Source organism: Aliikangiella litoralis (assembly GCF_052495765.1).
This window is the reverse complement of sequence record NZ_CP199292.1, coordinates 3,876,106-3,893,270: the sequence shown is the minus strand read 5'-3', so window position 1 is coordinate 3,893,270 and position 17,165 is coordinate 3,876,106. Positions and strand designations below refer to the sequence as shown.

Genomic DNA, 17,165 nt, shown 5'->3' with positions numbered 1-17,165 from the left:
TGTTTATCTGAGTCCAGAAAACTGTAGATAAAATTCGAGCAACTGATCACCCCATAGGAAAGTAATCCAACCGGCTGTAGCAAGGTAAGGACCAAAAGGGATTTTGGTTTGAGAGTTTTTTTTCTGAATAAGGAGCAAACCTCCACCAATAATTGCACCAACTCCCGCAGAAAGAATAATGACAATGGCTATTTTTTGCCAGCCAACTAGTGCACCAATCATTGCAAGCAGTTTAAAATCACCATAGCCCATACCTTCTTTGCCTGTAGCCAGTTTAAATAACCAGAAAACACTCCATAGTGAAAGGTAGCCAGCTGCGGCTCCAATAAGAGCATCGGTTAAGTTGATATAGGTTGATTGACTTGCTAACAACAGCCCTAACCAAACTAGCGGAAGAGTCATGTTGTCAGGTAAAATCTGATGGTCAATATCAATAAAGCTCATGGCAATCAAATAAGCGGTAATAAGTAGTGAAAACAGCAGAGGCCAGCCAAATCCAAATTGATAGGCACATAAAGCAAAGCATATGCCTGTTAGTAGTTCGATAAATGGGTAACGAATAGAAATTGATGTTTTGCAGTTTCGGCATTTTCCTCGTAAAAATAGATAGCTGATCACAGGAATATTTTCGAATGCTGTGATTTGATGCTTACATTCAGGACAGGCGGAACGAGGGACAACTAAATTAAAATTATTGGGGTATTGATCGATAGGTTTTTTAGGGGGGATTAATTGAAAGCCCCTCTCTGTTAGTACATCTTTAGCCATTGTTTCCCATTCGCGAAATAGCATAATCGGGTATCGGAAAATAACCACATTAAGGAAGCTACCTACAAGCAGTCCAAAAATTAGTGAAGATAAGATAAGAACGGTAGGGTAGTACTCGAAGGCTTGTATTATTTGATTCATGGATTCAGAGCGTAAATTAGGCCAAATTTAGTTTTAATTTGGCCTGGGTTTGTAATAATAGAAAAATTGTTTTTAAACAACGCCACCAAGTTGGAATATCGGTAAGTACATTGCGATAATTAAACCACCCACTAAGACTCCTAATATAGCCATAATCATCGGTTCTAACAATGCACTTAAACCATCAACGGCATCGTCGACTTCCTGTTCATAAATATCAGCGATTTTTGATAGCATTGCATCGATTGAACCAGATTCTTCACCAATTGCCACCATTTGTACAACCATATTAGGAAATACGCCTGTAGATAACATAGCAAGGTTCATTTGCATACCCGTGGTTACATCGTCACGGATTTTTAGAATCGCATCTCTATACAAAGCATTACCAGATGCTCCAGCAGCAGAATCTAAAGCCTCCACTAACGGGACACCAGCTGCAAAAGTAGTCGAAAGGGTTCTTGCATAACGGGCTACCGCGGCTTTATGCATAATAACACCAATTACAGGGACTTTTAGGAGGGCTTTATCTTGTCTATCTCGCAGTTTTTTAGAGGCCAGTAACATTCGTTTATAAACCATAATAAAGGCGATTGTTCCAAATAAGAACATCCACCAATATTTCTGCATAAACTCCGACATGGCTATAATCATGAGAGTAAAAGCTGGTAAATCTGCACCAAAGCTTTGGAATACTTCTTGGAATGAAGGAACCACCTTAACTAATAATATGGCGGTAACAATCACAGCGATAAGCACAACCGCGATGGGGTAGGTTAATGCTTTTTTAATTTTTGATTTTAGGGCTTCTGTCTTTTCTTTATAAGTCGCAATTCTGTCGAGCATGCCTTCTAATGAACCGGACTGCTCACCAGCATCAACTAAGTCACAGAAGAGATCATCAAAATACTTCGGGTGTTTTCGTAGAGAATCTGCCATGGTATTACCCGATTCTACATCCGTTTTTACACCAAGCAGTAATTCTTGGACCGATGGCTTTTCATGGCCTCGTCCTATAATGTCAAAAGATTGTACTAATGGCACGCCAGCTTTCATCATAGTCGCTATTTGACGAGAAAATAATGCGATATCGGACGGTGTGACTGGCTTCCCTTTGCCGCCGCCGAATAAAGGTTGAGCTTTTTTAGCAACCTTTATGGGACTGATCCCTTGTTTTCTTAATTGTGCTTTGATGATGGCAGAGCTTTCTCCTGACATTTCACCTTTGACTTTCTGGCCTTTTTTATCTGCGCCTTCCCAGGAAAAATTAAACTGTTTAGGTGCTTTTGCGGCTTTAGAGCGTTTTGAGGTTGCTTTTCGTTCTTTATTGATTGCTTGAACAGCCATATGTTAAATCCTGCCAAATTAATGCTGAGTGATGCGACTAACTTCTTCTAGGGAGGTTACACCTTGTATAACTTTTAATAGTGCAGAGCGGTGCAAGTCATTTACACCTTCTTTTGCTGCTTGATCTGCAATATCAATAGCGTTACCACCTTCCATAATGATACGTCCCATGTCTTCAGATACTTTCATTACCTGATAGACCCCCACACGACCTTTATAACCATTTGTGCAATTATCGCAACCAACTGGTTCAAATATTTTAAAACTTCCAATTTCTTTTGCTTGAAATCCTGCACTAGTCAGTACTTCATCGGGTAAAGACACTTCTTGTTTGCAATTTTCACATAAACGCCTTGCCAGACGTTGGGCAATAACAAGGTTGACACTTGTCGCAATATTAAAAGGTGCAACTCCCATGTTGACCATCCGTGTTAGTGTTTCTGGTGCACTATTGGTGTGAAGTGTAGATAATACTAAGTGTCCTGTTTGGGCTGCTTTAATAGCAATTTCTGCTGTTTCTAGATCTCGAATCTCACCAACTAGCACAATATCTGGATCTTGACGTAGAAAAGCTCTTAATGCCGAGGCAAATGTTAAACCTGCTTTAGGGTTGACATTGACCTGATTAACACCTTCCAGATTGATTTCCACAGGATCTTCTGCCGTTGATATGTTTCTTTCTGGTGTGTTGATGATGTTGACCGCCGTGTATAGAGATACCGTTTTACCACTACCAGTCGGGCCTGTTACTAACACCATGCCTTGAGGTTTATGAATGGCATCCATAAACAGTGCTTTTTGTTCTTCTTCATAGCCTAAAACATCAATTCCTAATTGCGCACTGGTTGGATCCAATATACGCATTACAATTTTTTCTCCAAATAAAGTCGGAAGAGTACTTACACGAAAATCAATGGCTTTATTACGTGAGAGTTTTAGCTTTATTCGGCCATCTTGTGGGACCCTTTTTTCTGAAATATCTAAACGAGACATAACTTTGAGTCGGGCTGATATTCGAGTTGCTAACGTAATTGGCGGGCCAGCCACTTCGGATAATATGCCATCAATTCTAAACCTAACTCGATATTTCTTTTCATAGGGTTCAAAGTGAAGATCAGAAGCGCCTTTCTTAATCGCGTCGAGCAATATTTTGTTGACGAACCTGACAATGGGGGCATCATCCGTTGCTGAGTCAGCATCTTCATCTTGCTTTTCTTCTTCTCCACCATCAAGGTCAAGGTTATCTAAGTCGGCATCATCAAAGTCGCCCAATTCTTCGCTTTCTTTTTCTTCGATAATCTTAGTAATTAATGAGGAAAGTTTTGACTCTTCAACCAAAATAGCTTCGGTTGTCAAACCTGAATGGAATTTAAACTCGTCTAAAGCTGATAAGTTAGTTGGATCGGAGACTGCGACATAGAGTCTCTTTCCTCGTTTAAATAGAGGAAGCGCATTATGTTTATTGATGAGCTTTTCACTAATTGCACTAGTTGGTATCTGCTCTTTGTCAATTGCATGTAAGTCAAAGAGTGGAACACCAAACTCTATTGAGGCTGCAACAGCAATAGATAAAGAGTCTACCAAACTATGATTAACTAGATAGGAAACTAAGTTTTGCTTATTTTTTTGGGCATTACTGATCGCATCTAATGCCGTTGACTCATCCAGAAATTCATCATGGATTAATCTACGTGCAAGTCCGCTTAGTACTATATTAGTTTGTGGTGCCGCCATAGCTCTCAAATAAATAGTTTTTTATATAATTATTAGATTTTAATTTAAATACTCAAAATTGCGAGTTTTAAGCTAATCTATGCACAATAGTGCCTTTCTATGCATAATATTACCCTGAGTATAATTGCAACACGAAGAAAATTCATCTTTTTTATTAAAAAACAAATAGATATACGCTAAAATTGATAACTTACATCACATTTATGACCACCTTGCTAAGTGGGGCTTAAATTTACTGTTAACGGGAATAAGATAAAATGTTGCACAAAACCAGCATTGTTATACCTGCCAAAAATGAAGCGGAGAGTTTAAAAATTCTGCTCCCTTCATTGTATGACATGTATCCTGACCTATTAGAAATAGTGGTTGTTAACGACGGTTCAACTGATGAGACTGAGTCTATTTGTCGTGATTTGGGAGCTGTTGTTGTATCTCATAAGCATTCAAGAGGTAATGGTGCTGCGATTAAAAGTGGCGCTAGAAAGGCAAGTGGAGAAATTTTGTGCTTTATGGATGCCGATGCTCAACATAACCCTGAATCTGTTGGCCATTTACTGGAAACACTCGCTGAAGGCTATGATATGGCTGTGGGAGCAAGAAAGAGCCACTCTCAAGCCAGTAAGGCAAGGTTATTAGCGAATACATTTTACAACTCTTTTGCTTCGCTCATTACTAGCTATCCAATCAAAGATTTAACTTCAGGTTTACGTTGTGTTTATCGTGATAAGTTTTGCGAATTCATACACTTACTGCCGAATGGTTTTTCTTATCCAACGACTATTACCATTGCGTTTCTCAGAGCAGGTTATCAAATAGGCTACCGCTACGAATCGATTTCTCCCGATCGTATTGGTGAGAGTCACATTAGTCCAGTGAAAGACGGATTACGCTTTTTATTGATTATTTTTAAAGTTGGCACACTTTATTCACCATTAAAAGTATTTACTCCTTTCAGTTTTTTTATGTTTTTAACCGCGACGCTTTATTATATGTATACGTTTATCACTGCGGGTCAATTAACTAATATGAGCGTTATTTTGTTTACCACCTCAGTTATCATTTTTTTGATTGGTTTGGTTTCAGAGCAGATCAATACGTTGATTTTTATGAATAGTCGGCGAGATTAGGTTTAAATATAACCGGTGTATGCGATAGTTTCATAATTAGCTGACTTTTAAAGTGGGGAATGGGTGAAAAAAATTTTAATTACAACTACAACATTTCCTCTGAACTCTCAAGATATTCAGCCAAGGTTTATCTATTACTTGGCTAAACACCTTCAACAAAAATATCAGGTAACAGTGTTAGCGCCAAGAGGTAAAAGTAGTCTTTTAGAAGAAAACTTTGAAGGAGTATATGTTAAGCGTTATCCGTATTTTTTATCTCGACTAGAAAATCTTATTTATGGTAGTGGTATTCTAGAAAATTTAAAGTTCAACTTTTTTAACTATTTACTCATCCCTTTTTTTCTGTTGGCTCAAATGTTAGCGACGCTTCGTCAAGTTAAAAAAGATAAAACTGATATTATTAATGCTCACTGGATTATCCCTCAGGGAATTATTGCTATATTGTGTAAAAAGCTCTTTAGGTTGCCTGTTAAAGTTATTGTTACTTCTCATGGAGGGGATCTTTATGGTTTAAATAGCAGGTTGCTTAATCGACTAAAACGTTGGGTGTTAGAAGAAGCTGATTCGGTAATAGTTGTCAGCTCTACAATGAAAAAATATTGTTATGATACACTCGGAGTTAATACTAATAAGTCAATTTTTGTGCGTTCAATGGGCGTTGACTTAACAAATACTTTTATTAACCATTCTACTGTTGAAGAACGCTCGGGCTTGGTTTTTGTCGGGCGTCTGGCAGAGAAAAAAGGATTACCTGTTTTATTCAAGGCTTTATCTATACTTAAGTCAAAGAACTTAGAATTTAATTTAAATATTATTGGTTCCGGTGGGTTACAAAAATTTCTGGAAGCTCAAGTTGAGTCACTCAATATAACCAGCCAGGTTCAATTTTTAGGTGCAAAAGCGAATCAATATTTACCGAGTATACTTAACAAGCATTTGGTTTTTGTTATGCCATCCGTTATTTCGCAAAGCGGTGACCAAGAAGGACTTGGATTAGTTGCTGTAGAAGCAATGGGGTGTGGCTGCGTTGTTATTGCATCTGATCTTGAAGCAGTAAAAGATGTTGTGCAAGATAACATTAATGGTCTAATGTTTACTGCGGGTGATGCTGTTGCACTTGCGGATAAAATACAAATAGTATTTTCTGATACAGGGTTAATGTCACGGTTAGCTTTGGCCGGGAATGTTAGTGCAAAAGAAAAGTTTGACTGGCCTAGTGTTATCTCAGATTATCAAGAAATTATTGAGAGTACATCATTGAGCTGATGACAAAAATAAATAGAGATTATTAAATTGAAAAAAGTAGCATTAATTACAGGTATTACCGGGCAAGATGGTTCTTATTTGGCTGAACTTTTATTAGAAAAAGGCTATTTTGTACATGGTATTAAAAGACGATCTTCTTCTTTTAATACTCAACGTATTGATCATATTTACCAAGATCAACATGAAAAAGACCCACGTTTTTTTCTTCACTATGGAGACCTGACGGATTCTTCTAATTTGACCCGTATTATTAATGATATTCAACCCGATGAAATATATAACTTAGGTGCTCAATCACATGTTGCTGTCTCATTTGAGAGTCCTGAGTATACCGCTGAAGTGGATGCTCTTGGTTCGTTAAGGTTGCTTGAAGCAATTCGTTTTTTAGGTTTAGAAAAAAAATGTCGTTTTTATCAAGCGTCGACTTCTGAGCTTTATGGTTTGGTTCAACAAACACCACAAACAGAAAATACTCCTTTTTATCCTCGTTCGCCTTATGGTGTTGCAAAACTTTATGCTTATTGGATTACCGTTAACTACAGAGAAGCCTATGGTATGTTTGCTTGTAATGGTATTCTTTTTAATCATGAATCTTATCGCCGAGGTGAGACATTTGTCACTCGGAAGATTACCCGGTCATTAGCTAATATTTCACAAGGTTTAGAGTCAATTCTTTATCTAGGTAATTTAGATGCTAAAAGAGATTGGGGGCATGCTAAAGATTATGTAGAAATGCAGTGGTTGATGTTACAGCAAGATGTTCCTGACGATTATGTGGTTGCGACAGGAGAGCAACATTCGGTTAGAGATTTTGTTATTCTCGCAGCCTCTAAATTAGGAATTGAATTAGAGTTTAACGGTGAGGGCGTTGACGAAATTGCAAGTGTGGTCAAGGTAAATAGTAAAGATTCACCTGGAATAAAAGTTGGTGATGTCATTTTAAAAGTTGATCCAAGATATTATCGTCCAGCAGAAGTAGAAACCTTGTTGGGAGATCCCTCAAAAGCAAAACAGAAGCTAGGGTGGGAGCCAAAACTAAGTTTTGATGAATTGGTTAAAGAAATGGTTGAGCATGATTTGCAAGAGGCACAAAGAAACCGATTGTTGAAACAACACGGTTACGATATTAATTTAAATCAAGGAAATTAGCGGTGGTTAAGAAGATATTTATTGCTGGTCACCAAGGGATGGTAGGACGAGCAATTAAAAGTAAATTAGTTGAGCAAGCTGATTCAGAAATTGTTGTTCAAACACGAAACCAACTTGATTTGCTTGATCAAAAAGCAGTTGAACATTTTTTTAAAAACAATCAATTTAATGAAGTTTATATTGCTGCTGCAAAAGTCGGTGGGATCTGGGCTAATAATCAATATCCAGCAGAGTTTATCTATCAAAATTTGACCATTCAAAATAACTTGATCCATTATGCTCATTTATCTGGCGTACAAAAATTACTGTTTTTAGGTTCATCTTGTATTTACCCTCGTTTAGCACCACAACCTATTAAGGAAGAGTCATTATTAAATGGTTATTTAGAGCCCACCAATGAGCCATATGCTATTGCCAAAATAGCAGGTATAAAATTATGTGAGTCATACAATCGACAATATGGCAGAGATTATCGGAGTGTTATGCCAACTAATCTTTACGGGCCTTTTGACAATTTTCACGCTGAAAACTCACACGTGATCCCAGGATTAATTGCAAGAATTCATCAGGCAAAAGAAGAAAAACTTGACCGTGTTATTATCTGGGGGAGCGGGAAAGCTTATCGAGAATTTATGTATGTTGATGATATGGCAGAAGCTTCTATTCATGTAATGGGCTTACCGGAGCAAGAATATCGAGAGCTTACAACACCAATGCTATCACATATAAACATTGGTACCGGCGAAGAAGTGAGTATTACAGAGTTAGCGCAATTAATTGTGAACGTAGTTGGTTTTGAAGGGGAAGTGCTTTTTGATACTAGTAAACCTGAGGGAGTACCAAGGAAAAGGCTCGATATTTCTCGTATCCAAAAAACAGGTTGGAAGTTTTCAATTAAATTAAGACAGGGGTTGGATTCAACTTATCAGTGGTATCTTAAATCGCTTAACTCTTAATTTCTCAATAACTGCTCAATATCGTCTATTTGTTTTGTCCAGCCGCTGAGCATTGGTGTTATTTCATAAGGTTCTTGCACAAAAGCTAAAATACGCCCGACAAATTCTGATTCAGAGTTCTTTTCAACTAAACAGCGAGTATTTTGTTTTAGCACAAATTGAGTTGATGGTGTAGATGAAGCAAGTACTGGAATTCCAGATGATAGCGCCTCGTATATTTTTACTGGGTAACTGTAATTGCCAAAAGCAGAGTTTTTATTGATTGATAGAATTAAATCTAAACTGGCGTATAGGTCAGGCATTAATTCATCGTCAACGTAGCCTAGAGTAGTTACGTTTTTGTGACGTTTGTATTCTTCTGTTTTTCTGCCAGAGAAGACAAATTGAATGCTGGTTGTTAACTGATGAATTTGTTTTATTATTTTAAATAATACATCAATACCTCTATTGGGGTGTAAAGAACCACAATAGCCAATGAGAATTTTATTTTGAGGTAAGTTAAGTTTTTCTCGGCATTCTGCTTTATCTTTTTGAGTAAAAATTGAATCGGCAGCCATTTCAATCACTGCGGTTTTAGTTGTTTTATTCGGTGATGATATCATTTTTTTTAATAATTCAGGGCCAGCAGCAGTAATTGCATTAGCTTGCTTTAACGATTTTCTATAAAGCCAATGTAAAGGTTTTAACCAAGGTATATAACTTTCATAGTTATCATAGGCATCGATTAAGCTTTGGCAATTAAACTGGTTAGCTAGTCTACTGGCCATAATAGCGTAATAGGTATCAGAAAAACCGATAAACCAGTCGGGATGAATCATCGAAGCTTTTGATTTTGCAAACTGATAGCTTTTTAATGGGTTGCTCTTTATTCCCACTGAGTCAATTAATAGGTTTCCAACTTTTTTACTTTTGACTTGGTTATTTGAATAATTTGTCAAAATAAAATGGACCTCATGACCTTTGTTTGATAAACCTTCAGCTAAATGAAAAAATCGCCCATAAGGTCTTTCATATAGACATCGACCCTGTGGTTTTTGTTTGCATAAAATAATTATTTTCATTTTTATAGGCATCACTTAATCATTAATGTCTTTTAATAGCATTTCAGCAAAGGGGGGTACCGCTTTAGAAAAATCAAAGTGCTTGGCTGCGTTGATTGCTGATTGTTGATACGACTGATAGTTACTTTTGACTGTATTGATAGCCTGTTTTATACTTTCCCCATTAACTTCTTTTAACAATACACCCGCTTTAAATTCATTAACAGATTGAAGTCCGAGAATATCATTGGCTATTACAGGCATACCAGCGGCATAATAATTAAAAAGTTTTCCTGAGGGAGATGATATGTAATTAAAATCATCTTGTTTAATAAGGTTAAAATCATAGAAGCATAAACCAATATGGAAGTTTGCTAAATATTGGATGACTTCTGATTGCGGTATATAGTTCTTATCGAGAATAAGTCTATTTTTCTCAATTAATTGTGCGTATTGAGTTTTTATTTTACTTTCAAATTTACTTGACAATCTACCTGTTAAGGTTAAGTTTGAATCGGGATCAAAATTTAAGTAATCGATACACTGAAATACTCCATGCTGAGGTATCAAATTACCAAAACAGACCACTTTTAGCTGATCGCCAGTTTTATAATTAGATGGTTGAATATCGGAATTATAATCAGGTGCATTTTGGATATAATAGGTATTTCTATTCTGGTTTTCAAAAAGATAGTTATAACGTTCTTGCGTTTGAATCGCGATTGATTTTATTTGACTATTCGATGTATTAAGTAAAAAGTCACTTTTCTTGATTTCTAGTGAGAATAAGTGAGCACTGGAATGAGTTTCTAATGCTGTTTTAACTCCTAGCAGATCAACGCCAATAATCACATCAAATTTTATTTGCGAAGCTTTTTTCTTTATCAGTTTTTTCTTGTACCATTGATGTAGCTTGACTACAGAAAGTAACGCATTTTTCAATCTGGAGTTTTTAATGATATGAACTGACGCATCAATTGATTGAGTATCAATTGGATATCGACCATTATCGAAACAGATAATGTTAACTTCTACTTTTTTTTTAGTCGTTAGATAAGTTGATAAATTAAGAATTGATGGAGAGTAAGCAATCCATTCATCTGGAAATATAATAAGAATTTTCTTCACAAGATTTAACTAACTGCTTTAATAATGTAAGTAACACCCCAAGTTGAAAGGTCGGGAGCTTTACCTGTTAACCATTCTTCAGCAGCAATAATTGAGAGTCCTTGACTTACGAGTAAAAGCTCGAGTTCAGGTTTAAAGAAGTATCGCATACTATGTAGTTCAGACATTTCAGAATATTTTTCATTGTCTTTAATAATAAAGTCAAAGTGGACATCAACAATGTTTTCATCACTCTTTAATATAGGAGTGGTTAATCGAGTGATATGTAATTGGTCTTTTTCTGCCTTGCGTATTTTCACTTGAGGTTGCTGACTAAGTACCGCAGGGCCGTGCCAACAGTCAAAAATGAATATTCCATCTTTATTTAAATGTTGGCGAATATTCATGAATGTTTTAAGTAAGGCATTGGTATCGGTTTGGTAACTCATTACATGAAATAGTGATAATATTGCATCGAACTGAGTGTCAAATTGGAATTCGCTCATATTGACACACTGAATATTCATTTCAGGATTTCTGTTTTGAGCGATAACAGCCATTTTTTCAGACTTCTCAACACCTGAAACAGCATAGCCTTGTTTTGTTAGAAGTTCAGCATGGCGTCCAGTTCCTACTCCAATTTCTAGAATATTTGAACAATTTGTTTTATATCGATTAATGAGTGAACAAATGTAATCAACTTCAGCAGTATAATTTTTTTCTGCGTTAAGTAGATCATAATATTGTGCATAATCATTAAACTGACTCATTGAATAACCTTTTTCACGATACTGACAACATCTTCGACTTGTTCATCAGTCAAGGATAAACCGCTTGGCAAATAAAATCCATTCTGAGCAATCAATTCACTATTAGGTAACGCGTTTTTAGGCTGAATACCAAACTGTTTCAATACTGGTTGTAAGTGTAGAGGCCAAAAAAATGGTCTTGTTCCAATACCTTGTTGGCCAAGCGCTTCCATAATTTCAGCTGCGGAGTGACGATTGGTTTGATTGACGACCAGCCCAAAAACCCAATAGATATTTTCTGCGTAATCCAATTTTTTAAGCGGTTTTTGTAAATTATCAAGGTTGGCAAGCTCTGTTTGATAAAAAACGCCGATTTGCTTTTTTCTAATGATAAACTCGTCAAGTTGTTCAAGTTGGGCAATTCCAAGGGCAGCTTGTAAATTTGTCATTCGATAATTCCAACCTAACTCTTCATGCACAAAACGCTGTTTTTTCTGAAAGCATAAGTTTCTTAGCGATTTAGCCCGTTCCGCTAAGTCAGGGCAATCTGTCAGCAGCATGCCGCCTTCACCAGTGGTTATATGTTTGTTGGGGTAAAAGCTAAAAGTACTTATTGCTCCAAAGGAGCCGCATGGTTTTGAATGACAATTGAGCCCTATTGCTTGTGATGTATCTTCAATGATTGGTATCTTATGCTGTTCAGCTAAGGCGCTTAGTTTTAACATATCAACGGGTAAACCATAAATATGGACAGCCATAATGGCTTTTGTAAAAGGCGTAATTGCGTTTTCGACATCTTCAACGGTCATGTTCCAGGAGTTGATGTCACAATCAATAAAGATCGGTGTTGCGCCGCAACGCAAAATTTGATGAATACAAGAAATAATAGTAAATGAAGGCACTATGACTTCATCACCAGGAGCAAGTTTTAATGTTTCAATAGCGATATCCAGCGCAGCAGTTCCAGAGCTAACTGCAATTCCGTATTTTTTGCCCACACGACTGGCCATTTTTTGTTCAAACTCGGCAACGAAAGGACCTTCTGAACTGATCCATCCCGTTTCAATGCACTCAATGAGCTTACTTTTTTCTTTTTCACCTAAGACTGGTGAGTTAACAGGGATCATTAAATCTTGTCTCCAATAGTTTAACTACCTGAAGCAATCAAACTCTTTTGTTAGTCATTAAGTAATAATATTATCTTCTATTTCAGCGACAAAACGAGTTTTATCTTCTTCTCCTGCGTGAGGGCCTTGTTTGACCTCTATCATTTCACTATCTTCAAGCATTTTAAAACCATGGCCACCGTCCGCTAACAAAATGACATCGCCCCGATTCAATTCAGTGCTTTTAACATAGTTTTTTTCTGTATCGTAAAAGTCAGCCCGAACTTTACCTGATTTTATAAATAGAACTTCTTGAGTATAATCAACTTTACGTTCAACCTTGTTATGCACGTGAGGAGGGATGCAATAGCCTGATTTTCTACTCATGTAGCCCAATTGCTGTGAATAACTGGGGGGGGTAAAAAACTGAATGCCATCTTCTTGATAAGTATGCCTGATAATAATGGCAAGTACTTTATTATCTGCTTGAATTGTTTCAATCATTGGTTGTTAACTCATCTGTTTTTTCGATCACCAAAATAAAATGTAGATAAATATTATCACCTAGTTCTGACTTATTTCTCAAAACTAGCAATTTGGGCGTTAGTCCATATTTTACCGCCACATCCCAGACTCTACTTTTTAATGTATCCGCACTATACTTACGTGAAGCAGCAACGCCCCAACAATCTCTCCTGATTAATCGTTTGGCTCCTTCATCACCAAAATCTTTTCCATAATAATCTGGTGTTTGATAATAACAAGGTATCAGGTGAGTGTAGAGTGGAGATATCACAACTTTTCCACCTACCTTTAAAATACGTGATAATTCCTTAATGAGTTTTGTATCATTATCCTGAATAAACATCTCAAAGGCGCATTGAAGGCTTGCGCTGCTGATGCTCGCCGATTCAAAAGCAGTTTGCGTCGCATCTCCTTGTAAATAGTAGTCTAAGTCAGCATATTTTTCGGATTTTACTAAATCGATTGAGTAAGCATTATTTCCCTGAGCTTTCAACATTTTTGCCCAGGGACTTTCACAACTAGCGATGTCGATATAAGGATATGACTCAGGAGAATCTAAATTAAGAATATCGAGAGCGACAAAGTGCTCTAAATGTTTTTCATCCCAAACACCTGATTGAATGCCACCATGATAATCTTCTGGAAACTGAAAAGTTCGTTTAAATTGATTAAATGCTTGTGCGGGCACCTGGTAGTCTTGCGGTTTGATGCCTAGTTCATTTAACTGATTTTCGATTTGTTTTAATTCATCAGCGGTTGGGTTGTGATAAGGTTCTGCAAAAATATTTTTAAGTAAAAATATTTTTCTAATCACAAAGCGAAAAACGGCTTTTATTGTCCATAGTAAGCCTTTATCGATTATTTTTTTTGTTAAGCTACTCAAAGTAATGTTCCTTTAATACCCAATCAAGTAGGGATTTGTCTTTTTTGCATTCTTGTTGGTGAAAAACAAAACCTTTTATACTTGCTTTTTGCACTTTAAGTTTTATGGTTGATAATGTTTTGTTTTTAGTTGAAGCAAACAGGTATTTTACGAATCTTAACAACAAGATCAAATACATTCTGAACTTATAGGAAATTATTGATGATTTTTGTTGTTGTCTAATTAATGTATAAGAGTTAGAAATGCCTTGGGCAAATGCGCGCTTTTCAAAATACTTTACTGTTAGTCTTTCTTTTGAAACACAATGATAAACACTCGCTTTTGAATTAAAAATGACTTTTAAACCTTTGTTCTTTATATAATCTGATATGTGAGTTTCTCCATCTCCACGCAGCCTTAGTTGTTCTGCTGGCAGAGCGTCAGGGTGAAAACCTTGCGCATCAATAATAATCTGTTTGCGAACTGAAAAATTACATCCCCAAACATAGTCTGCATCAAACTCGAATTTACCTTCACCAAAATCGAGTATGCTGAGTAGAGGTAGTGAATTGCCATTAGCATTTTTTATTTCCCACCACTGAGTGAGCCAATTGGGAGGAGGGGACTCATAATGAGGGATATTGTTACCACCAACCATAACGACATTTTTGTTTTTAAATGATTCAATAATGCCTTCGAGCCAGTTTGGAAATGCAATGATATCATCGTCAATATAGGTAATAATTTCTGCCTGTGCTAACTCTAATCCTTTATGTCTACCGGTATGTAAGCCTGGAGTTGGCGCATAGCAATAAACCAGGTTTAATGAAGTGCTAAAAGATTCAGCCACTCCCTTGGTTGAGTCAGTTGAACCATTGTCGATCACAATCACTTCAAAGCAACTTTTACTCGCGCTTTGTTTTTCTATCGATAATAGACATCGCTTTAAGCTTTCAGCTCTGTTCCTTGTTGGAATGACGATTGAGATAGCATATTTCATTATTCTGAAGCTTTTTTTCGGTAACAAATAGCGATGCGCGCACAATGTTTTTCTTCTCTACAAAAGAAAACATGCTTTTTGTATAAATTATATATACTGTCTAAAAGTTTATTATTATTTAAAGCAAAAAGTGAATTAACGACCAGCTTATTGAGCAAACTATTCAATAAGCCTCGCTTCTCGATGTAGATGGTTTTTTCTACAGAAAAATATGGTGTGAAGTATTGGTTTAACTTATCCACAGTAAAATGTTGAAAGTGCTTATACTCTAAAGGTTTGTTTTGATGAGGGACAGTGACTAACAGTAGTCCATTATCATTAATTAGGTTTGCTACTGACTTTGCAAAATTCTCCGTCTCGTTTAATGAAATATGTTCAAAAACCTCCATTAATACTCCCATCGAATATTGTTTGTTTTCTAAAGTATCTAAAGTAATGTCCCTAGCTTCAAAATTGACGGATGTTTCCATCGCTTTAGCAAGCTTAATAGCTTGTTTAGAATAATCGACACCCTTAAGAGCTATCGATGGATAAGCTTTAAATATTTCAGAGGTTAATCGACCATCACCACATCCTATATCAATCAAGCTATTGGGATTTTCATCTGCTATGATTTGTAAAACAAATTCAATAGATAGATTGTAGTTCATTGCCCAGCGATCAAAAAAACCAGTAGCGAAATGGGGGTGAAAGCGAGAAGCGTAGTGGTAAGGAAAACAATATTCGTTTTCTTGGGCTTCTCGTATATTGTCTATTTCATTACTCATAATTTAGGCTGCTTTTTAGCGTTATTTAAACAAATATTAATGACTTTATGTAGAAACTGCTTATCAAATAAATAGATGAGTAAAGTATAAATAATCATACCTAGTAAAATTTGTACAAGCAGGTAGGTAAAAGACACTGGCGCCAGTGTACTTGTTTTTATTATTGTAAAATACATTAATATTGAAATAAGAGTTGCTTTCGCCAATCTAAAAATAAACTTTTTAATTGGGAAGTTGATATATTTATAAATTACGTACCAATGTACAGGTAAGGCAATAAAGGTTAATGCTAGCCTAACTTTTAAAAATGTTATTAAACCATATTGTATAAATGATAAATAACCAATTAAATAAATAATAAGTAATAATGCCATTGGAATGGTCTCTAACTGAGGCTTACCTATCGCTTTATAAGCCTCGCCATTAGCGCTGATTGTCCAGCTAAAACCATGAGCAAGCGCAAAAGTAGCAATAACAATATAGATACCTTCCCACTGTTTATTAAAAAAAAGTTGTTCAATACTTGAGCTGAGCGCAAGTATACCGAAAGCAACAGGTATTACAAAAAGAGTAATGGTTCCGCTTACAAAGTATAGTACACGTTTAACTTGTTCTAAAGAATCATTGATTGACGAAAATAAACTATATAAAACAGGTAGTAAAGGACCTAGAAATAGCCCAAAAACTAGAGCAACAAAGGTGTTACCCGTTCGGTAGATCCCCATTTCTTGAGTACCGAGATATCCGCCAACAATAATAGAATCCATCCACAAGTAACACCAGCCAAATAACGCACTCAATGCTGGCCAAATTCCAAATCGAAGTAATATTTTAGACGTTTCTATGTCTAGCGCGAACTTCGGCTTCCACTGTCCAATTAACCAGAGTGCGAGAGTTTGTAAGCTTTGGCCAGATAAGGTTCCGATAACTAATGACCAATATCCGTAGCCTTTAAAAGCAAAATAAACAGAAATGATCGAAGGAACAACACCATTTAGAAATCGGATCCAAAATAGCATCTTAAACTCGAAGTTTTTTTGTAACAGAGCAATTTGCACCGAACAAAGAGCTGCTAAAAATGTCTGTATGGACAATATTTTTATCACATCAGTTATTCTACTATCGCCAAAAAAAATCGCTGCTAGTTCTGCGGTTTGGTAAAGAATAAACCAGACGAGTAAACCTAACGTGATATTAATCCAGAAGGCTGCATTAGCGGCCTTATTAATATCTATTTTTGTTTGAATGAGAGCTTTGGCAACGCCAGCATCCCAAAAAATTTGAGAAAAGGTAATCAGTACTAATGCTGCGGAAATGATACCAAAATCTTCTGGGAGTAGAATATTAGCTAATAATAAAAAAGTTAGTGGTAAAGCTAGTCTCGAAAAAAGATCGCCAAGAAAAGACCAACCTAGAGAAGGAAAAAATTTATGATAAAGTGACATGATTCTTTGTAACACCTATCATATTATCTAATAGAATATTATTTCTTATTATAAGAGTTGTTAGAAGCATGTATTT

At 36.2% G+C, this 17,165-nt stretch carries 16 protein-coding genes; 4 read left to right on the top strand and 12 right to left on the bottom strand.

The window, feature by feature from the left end; genetic code table 11:
* Nucleotides 1-3: 3 nt before the first annotated feature.
* From ACT5E3_RS16085 to pilB, 3 genes are all read right to left on the bottom strand, one after another.
* A complete protein-coding gene (locus tag ACT5E3_RS16085) occupies nt 4-792 on the bottom strand; it encodes a prepilin peptidase (protein WP_444994561.1) in 789 nt (262 codons plus the stop codon).
* A gap of 189 nt (nt 793-981) precedes the next feature.
* Nucleotides 982-2,256, bottom strand: a complete 1,275-nt coding sequence (locus ACT5E3_RS16080) for a type II secretion system F family protein (protein ID WP_444994560.1) — start codon at nt 2,254-2,256, stop codon at nt 982-984.
* 18 nt (nt 2,257-2,274) lie between these two features.
* Complete coding sequence (pilB, locus tag ACT5E3_RS16075) at nt 2,275-3,990, bottom strand: type IV-A pilus assembly ATPase PilB (protein ID WP_444994559.1); 1,716 nt, start codon at nt 3,988-3,990, stop codon at nt 2,275-2,277.
* Nucleotides 3,991-4,247: 257 nt separating this feature from the next.
* On the opposite strand from pilB, the gene ACT5E3_RS16070 reads away from it, so the two are divergent.
* The 4 genes from ACT5E3_RS16070 to ACT5E3_RS16055 all read left to right on the top strand — a co-directional run bounded on the left by ACT5E3_RS16070 (nt 4,248) and on the right by ACT5E3_RS16055 (nt 8,488).
* Complete coding sequence (locus ACT5E3_RS16070; protein WP_444994558.1) at nt 4,248-5,117, top strand: glycosyltransferase family 2 protein; 870 nt, start codon at nt 4,248-4,250, stop codon at nt 5,115-5,117.
* Between the two features lie 63 nt (nt 5,118-5,180).
* Nucleotides 5,181-6,383, top strand: a complete 1,203-nt coding sequence (locus tag ACT5E3_RS16065; RefSeq protein ID WP_444994557.1) for a glycosyltransferase family 4 protein — start codon at nt 5,181-5,183, stop codon at nt 6,381-6,383.
* 27 nt (nt 6,384-6,410) lie between these two features.
* Nucleotides 6,411-7,532, top strand: a complete 1,122-nt coding sequence (gene gmd / locus ACT5E3_RS16060) for a GDP-mannose 4,6-dehydratase (protein ID WP_444994556.1) — start codon at nt 6,411-6,413, stop codon at nt 7,530-7,532.
* Between the two features lie 2 nt (nt 7,533-7,534).
* On the top strand, nt 7,535-8,488 hold the full coding sequence (locus ACT5E3_RS16055) for a GDP-L-fucose synthase family protein (protein ID WP_444994555.1): 954 nt from the start codon (nt 7,535-7,537) through the stop codon (nt 8,486-8,488).
* On the opposite strand, the gene ACT5E3_RS16050 is transcribed toward ACT5E3_RS16055, so the two are convergent.
* The 9 genes from ACT5E3_RS16050 to ACT5E3_RS16010 are packed head-to-tail and all read right to left on the bottom strand — an operon-like array spanning nt 8,485 to nt 17,089.
* Nucleotides 8,485-9,549: a glycosyltransferase gene (locus tag ACT5E3_RS16050; RefSeq protein WP_444994554.1), complete on the bottom strand. Its 1,065-nt coding sequence runs from the start codon at nt 9,547-9,549 to the stop codon at nt 8,485-8,487. The genes ACT5E3_RS16055 and ACT5E3_RS16050 overlap by 4 nt on opposite strands.
* A 15-nt stretch (nt 9,550-9,564) precedes the next feature.
* Nucleotides 9,565-10,656: a hypothetical protein gene (locus ACT5E3_RS16045; RefSeq protein WP_444994553.1), complete on the bottom strand. Its 1,092-nt coding sequence runs from the start codon at nt 10,654-10,656 to the stop codon at nt 9,565-9,567.
* Between the two features lie 5 nt (nt 10,657-10,661).
* Entirely contained in the window at nt 10,662-11,405 is a 744-nt protein-coding gene (locus ACT5E3_RS16040) for a class I SAM-dependent DNA methyltransferase (protein ID WP_444994552.1), read from the bottom strand.
* Nucleotides 11,402-12,511 (bottom strand): DegT/DnrJ/EryC1/StrS family aminotransferase, encoded by a 1,110-nt coding sequence (locus tag ACT5E3_RS16035; RefSeq protein ID WP_444994551.1) that lies wholly within the window; start codon nt 12,509-12,511, stop codon nt 11,402-11,404. Before ACT5E3_RS16035 ends, ACT5E3_RS16040 begins: the two co-directional genes overlap by 4 nt.
* A gap of 57 nt (nt 12,512-12,568) precedes the next feature.
* Nucleotides 12,569-12,994, bottom strand: a complete 426-nt coding sequence (locus ACT5E3_RS16030) for a hypothetical protein (RefSeq protein ID WP_444994550.1) — start codon at nt 12,992-12,994, stop codon at nt 12,569-12,571.
* Nucleotides 12,987-13,898 carry a methyltransferase domain-containing protein gene (locus tag ACT5E3_RS16025; protein ID WP_444994549.1) on the bottom strand — a complete coding sequence of 304 codons (912 nt, stop codon included), beginning with the start codon at nt 13,896-13,898 and terminating at the stop codon, nt 12,987-12,989. Before ACT5E3_RS16025 ends, ACT5E3_RS16030 begins: the two co-directional genes overlap by 8 nt.
* The gene (locus tag ACT5E3_RS16020) at nt 13,891-14,877 is read right to left on the bottom strand and encodes a glycosyltransferase (RefSeq protein WP_444994548.1); all 987 of its coding nucleotides are present in this window, start codon (nt 14,875-14,877) and stop codon (nt 13,891-13,893) included. Before ACT5E3_RS16020 ends, ACT5E3_RS16025 begins: the two co-directional genes overlap by 8 nt.
* Nucleotides 14,877-15,644, bottom strand: coding sequence for a methyltransferase (locus ACT5E3_RS16015; RefSeq protein WP_444994547.1), 768 nt, complete (start codon nt 15,642-15,644; stop codon nt 14,877-14,879). The genes ACT5E3_RS16020 and ACT5E3_RS16015 overlap by 1 nt, the downstream gene beginning before the upstream one ends.
* A complete protein-coding gene (locus ACT5E3_RS16010) occupies nt 15,641-17,089 on the bottom strand; it encodes an oligosaccharide flippase family protein (RefSeq protein ID WP_444994546.1) in 1,449 nt (482 codons plus the stop codon). The genes ACT5E3_RS16015 and ACT5E3_RS16010 overlap by 4 nt, the downstream gene beginning before the upstream one ends.
* Between the last annotated feature and the right edge of the window lie 76 nt (nt 17,090-17,165).

Excerpts from the sequence above, each read along its gene's own strand:
- ACT5E3_RS16040 (WP_444994552.1), bottom strand. The coding sequence starts at position 11,405 with ATGAGTCAGTTTAATGATTATGCACAATATTATGATCTACTTAACGCA.
- ACT5E3_RS16030 (WP_444994550.1), bottom strand. The coding sequence starts at position 12,994 with ATGATTGAAACAATTCAAGCAGATAATAAAGTACTTGCCATTATTATC.
- ACT5E3_RS16050 (WP_444994554.1), bottom strand. The coding sequence starts at position 9,549 with ATGAAAATAATTATTTTATGCAAACAAAAACCACAGGGTCGATGTCTA.
- pilB (WP_444994559.1), bottom strand. The coding sequence starts at position 3,990 with ATGGCGGCACCACAAACTAATATAGTACTAAGCGGACTTGCACGTAGA.
- ACT5E3_RS16020 (WP_444994548.1), bottom strand. The coding sequence starts at position 14,877 with ATGAAATATGCTATCTCAATCGTCATTCCAACAAGGAACAGAGCTGAA.
- ACT5E3_RS16085 (WP_444994561.1), bottom strand. The coding sequence starts at position 792 with ATGCTATTTCGCGAATGGGAAACAATGGCTAAAGATGTACTAACAGAG.
- ACT5E3_RS16035 (WP_444994551.1), bottom strand. The coding sequence starts at position 12,511 with ATGATCCCTGTTAACTCACCAGTCTTAGGTGAAAAAGAAAAAAGTAAG.
- ACT5E3_RS16010 (WP_444994546.1), bottom strand. The coding sequence starts at position 17,089 with ATGTCACTTTATCATAAATTTTTTCCTTCTCTAGGTTGGTCTTTTCTT.
- ACT5E3_RS16070 (WP_444994558.1), top strand. The coding sequence starts at position 4,248 with ATGTTGCACAAAACCAGCATTGTTATACCTGCCAAAAATGAAGCGGAG.
- ACT5E3_RS16015 (WP_444994547.1), bottom strand. The coding sequence starts at position 15,644 with ATGAGTAATGAAATAGACAATATACGAGAAGCCCAAGAAAACGAATAT.
- ACT5E3_RS16080 (WP_444994560.1), bottom strand. The coding sequence starts at position 2,256 with ATGGCTGTTCAAGCAATCAATAAAGAACGAAAAGCAACCTCAAAACGC.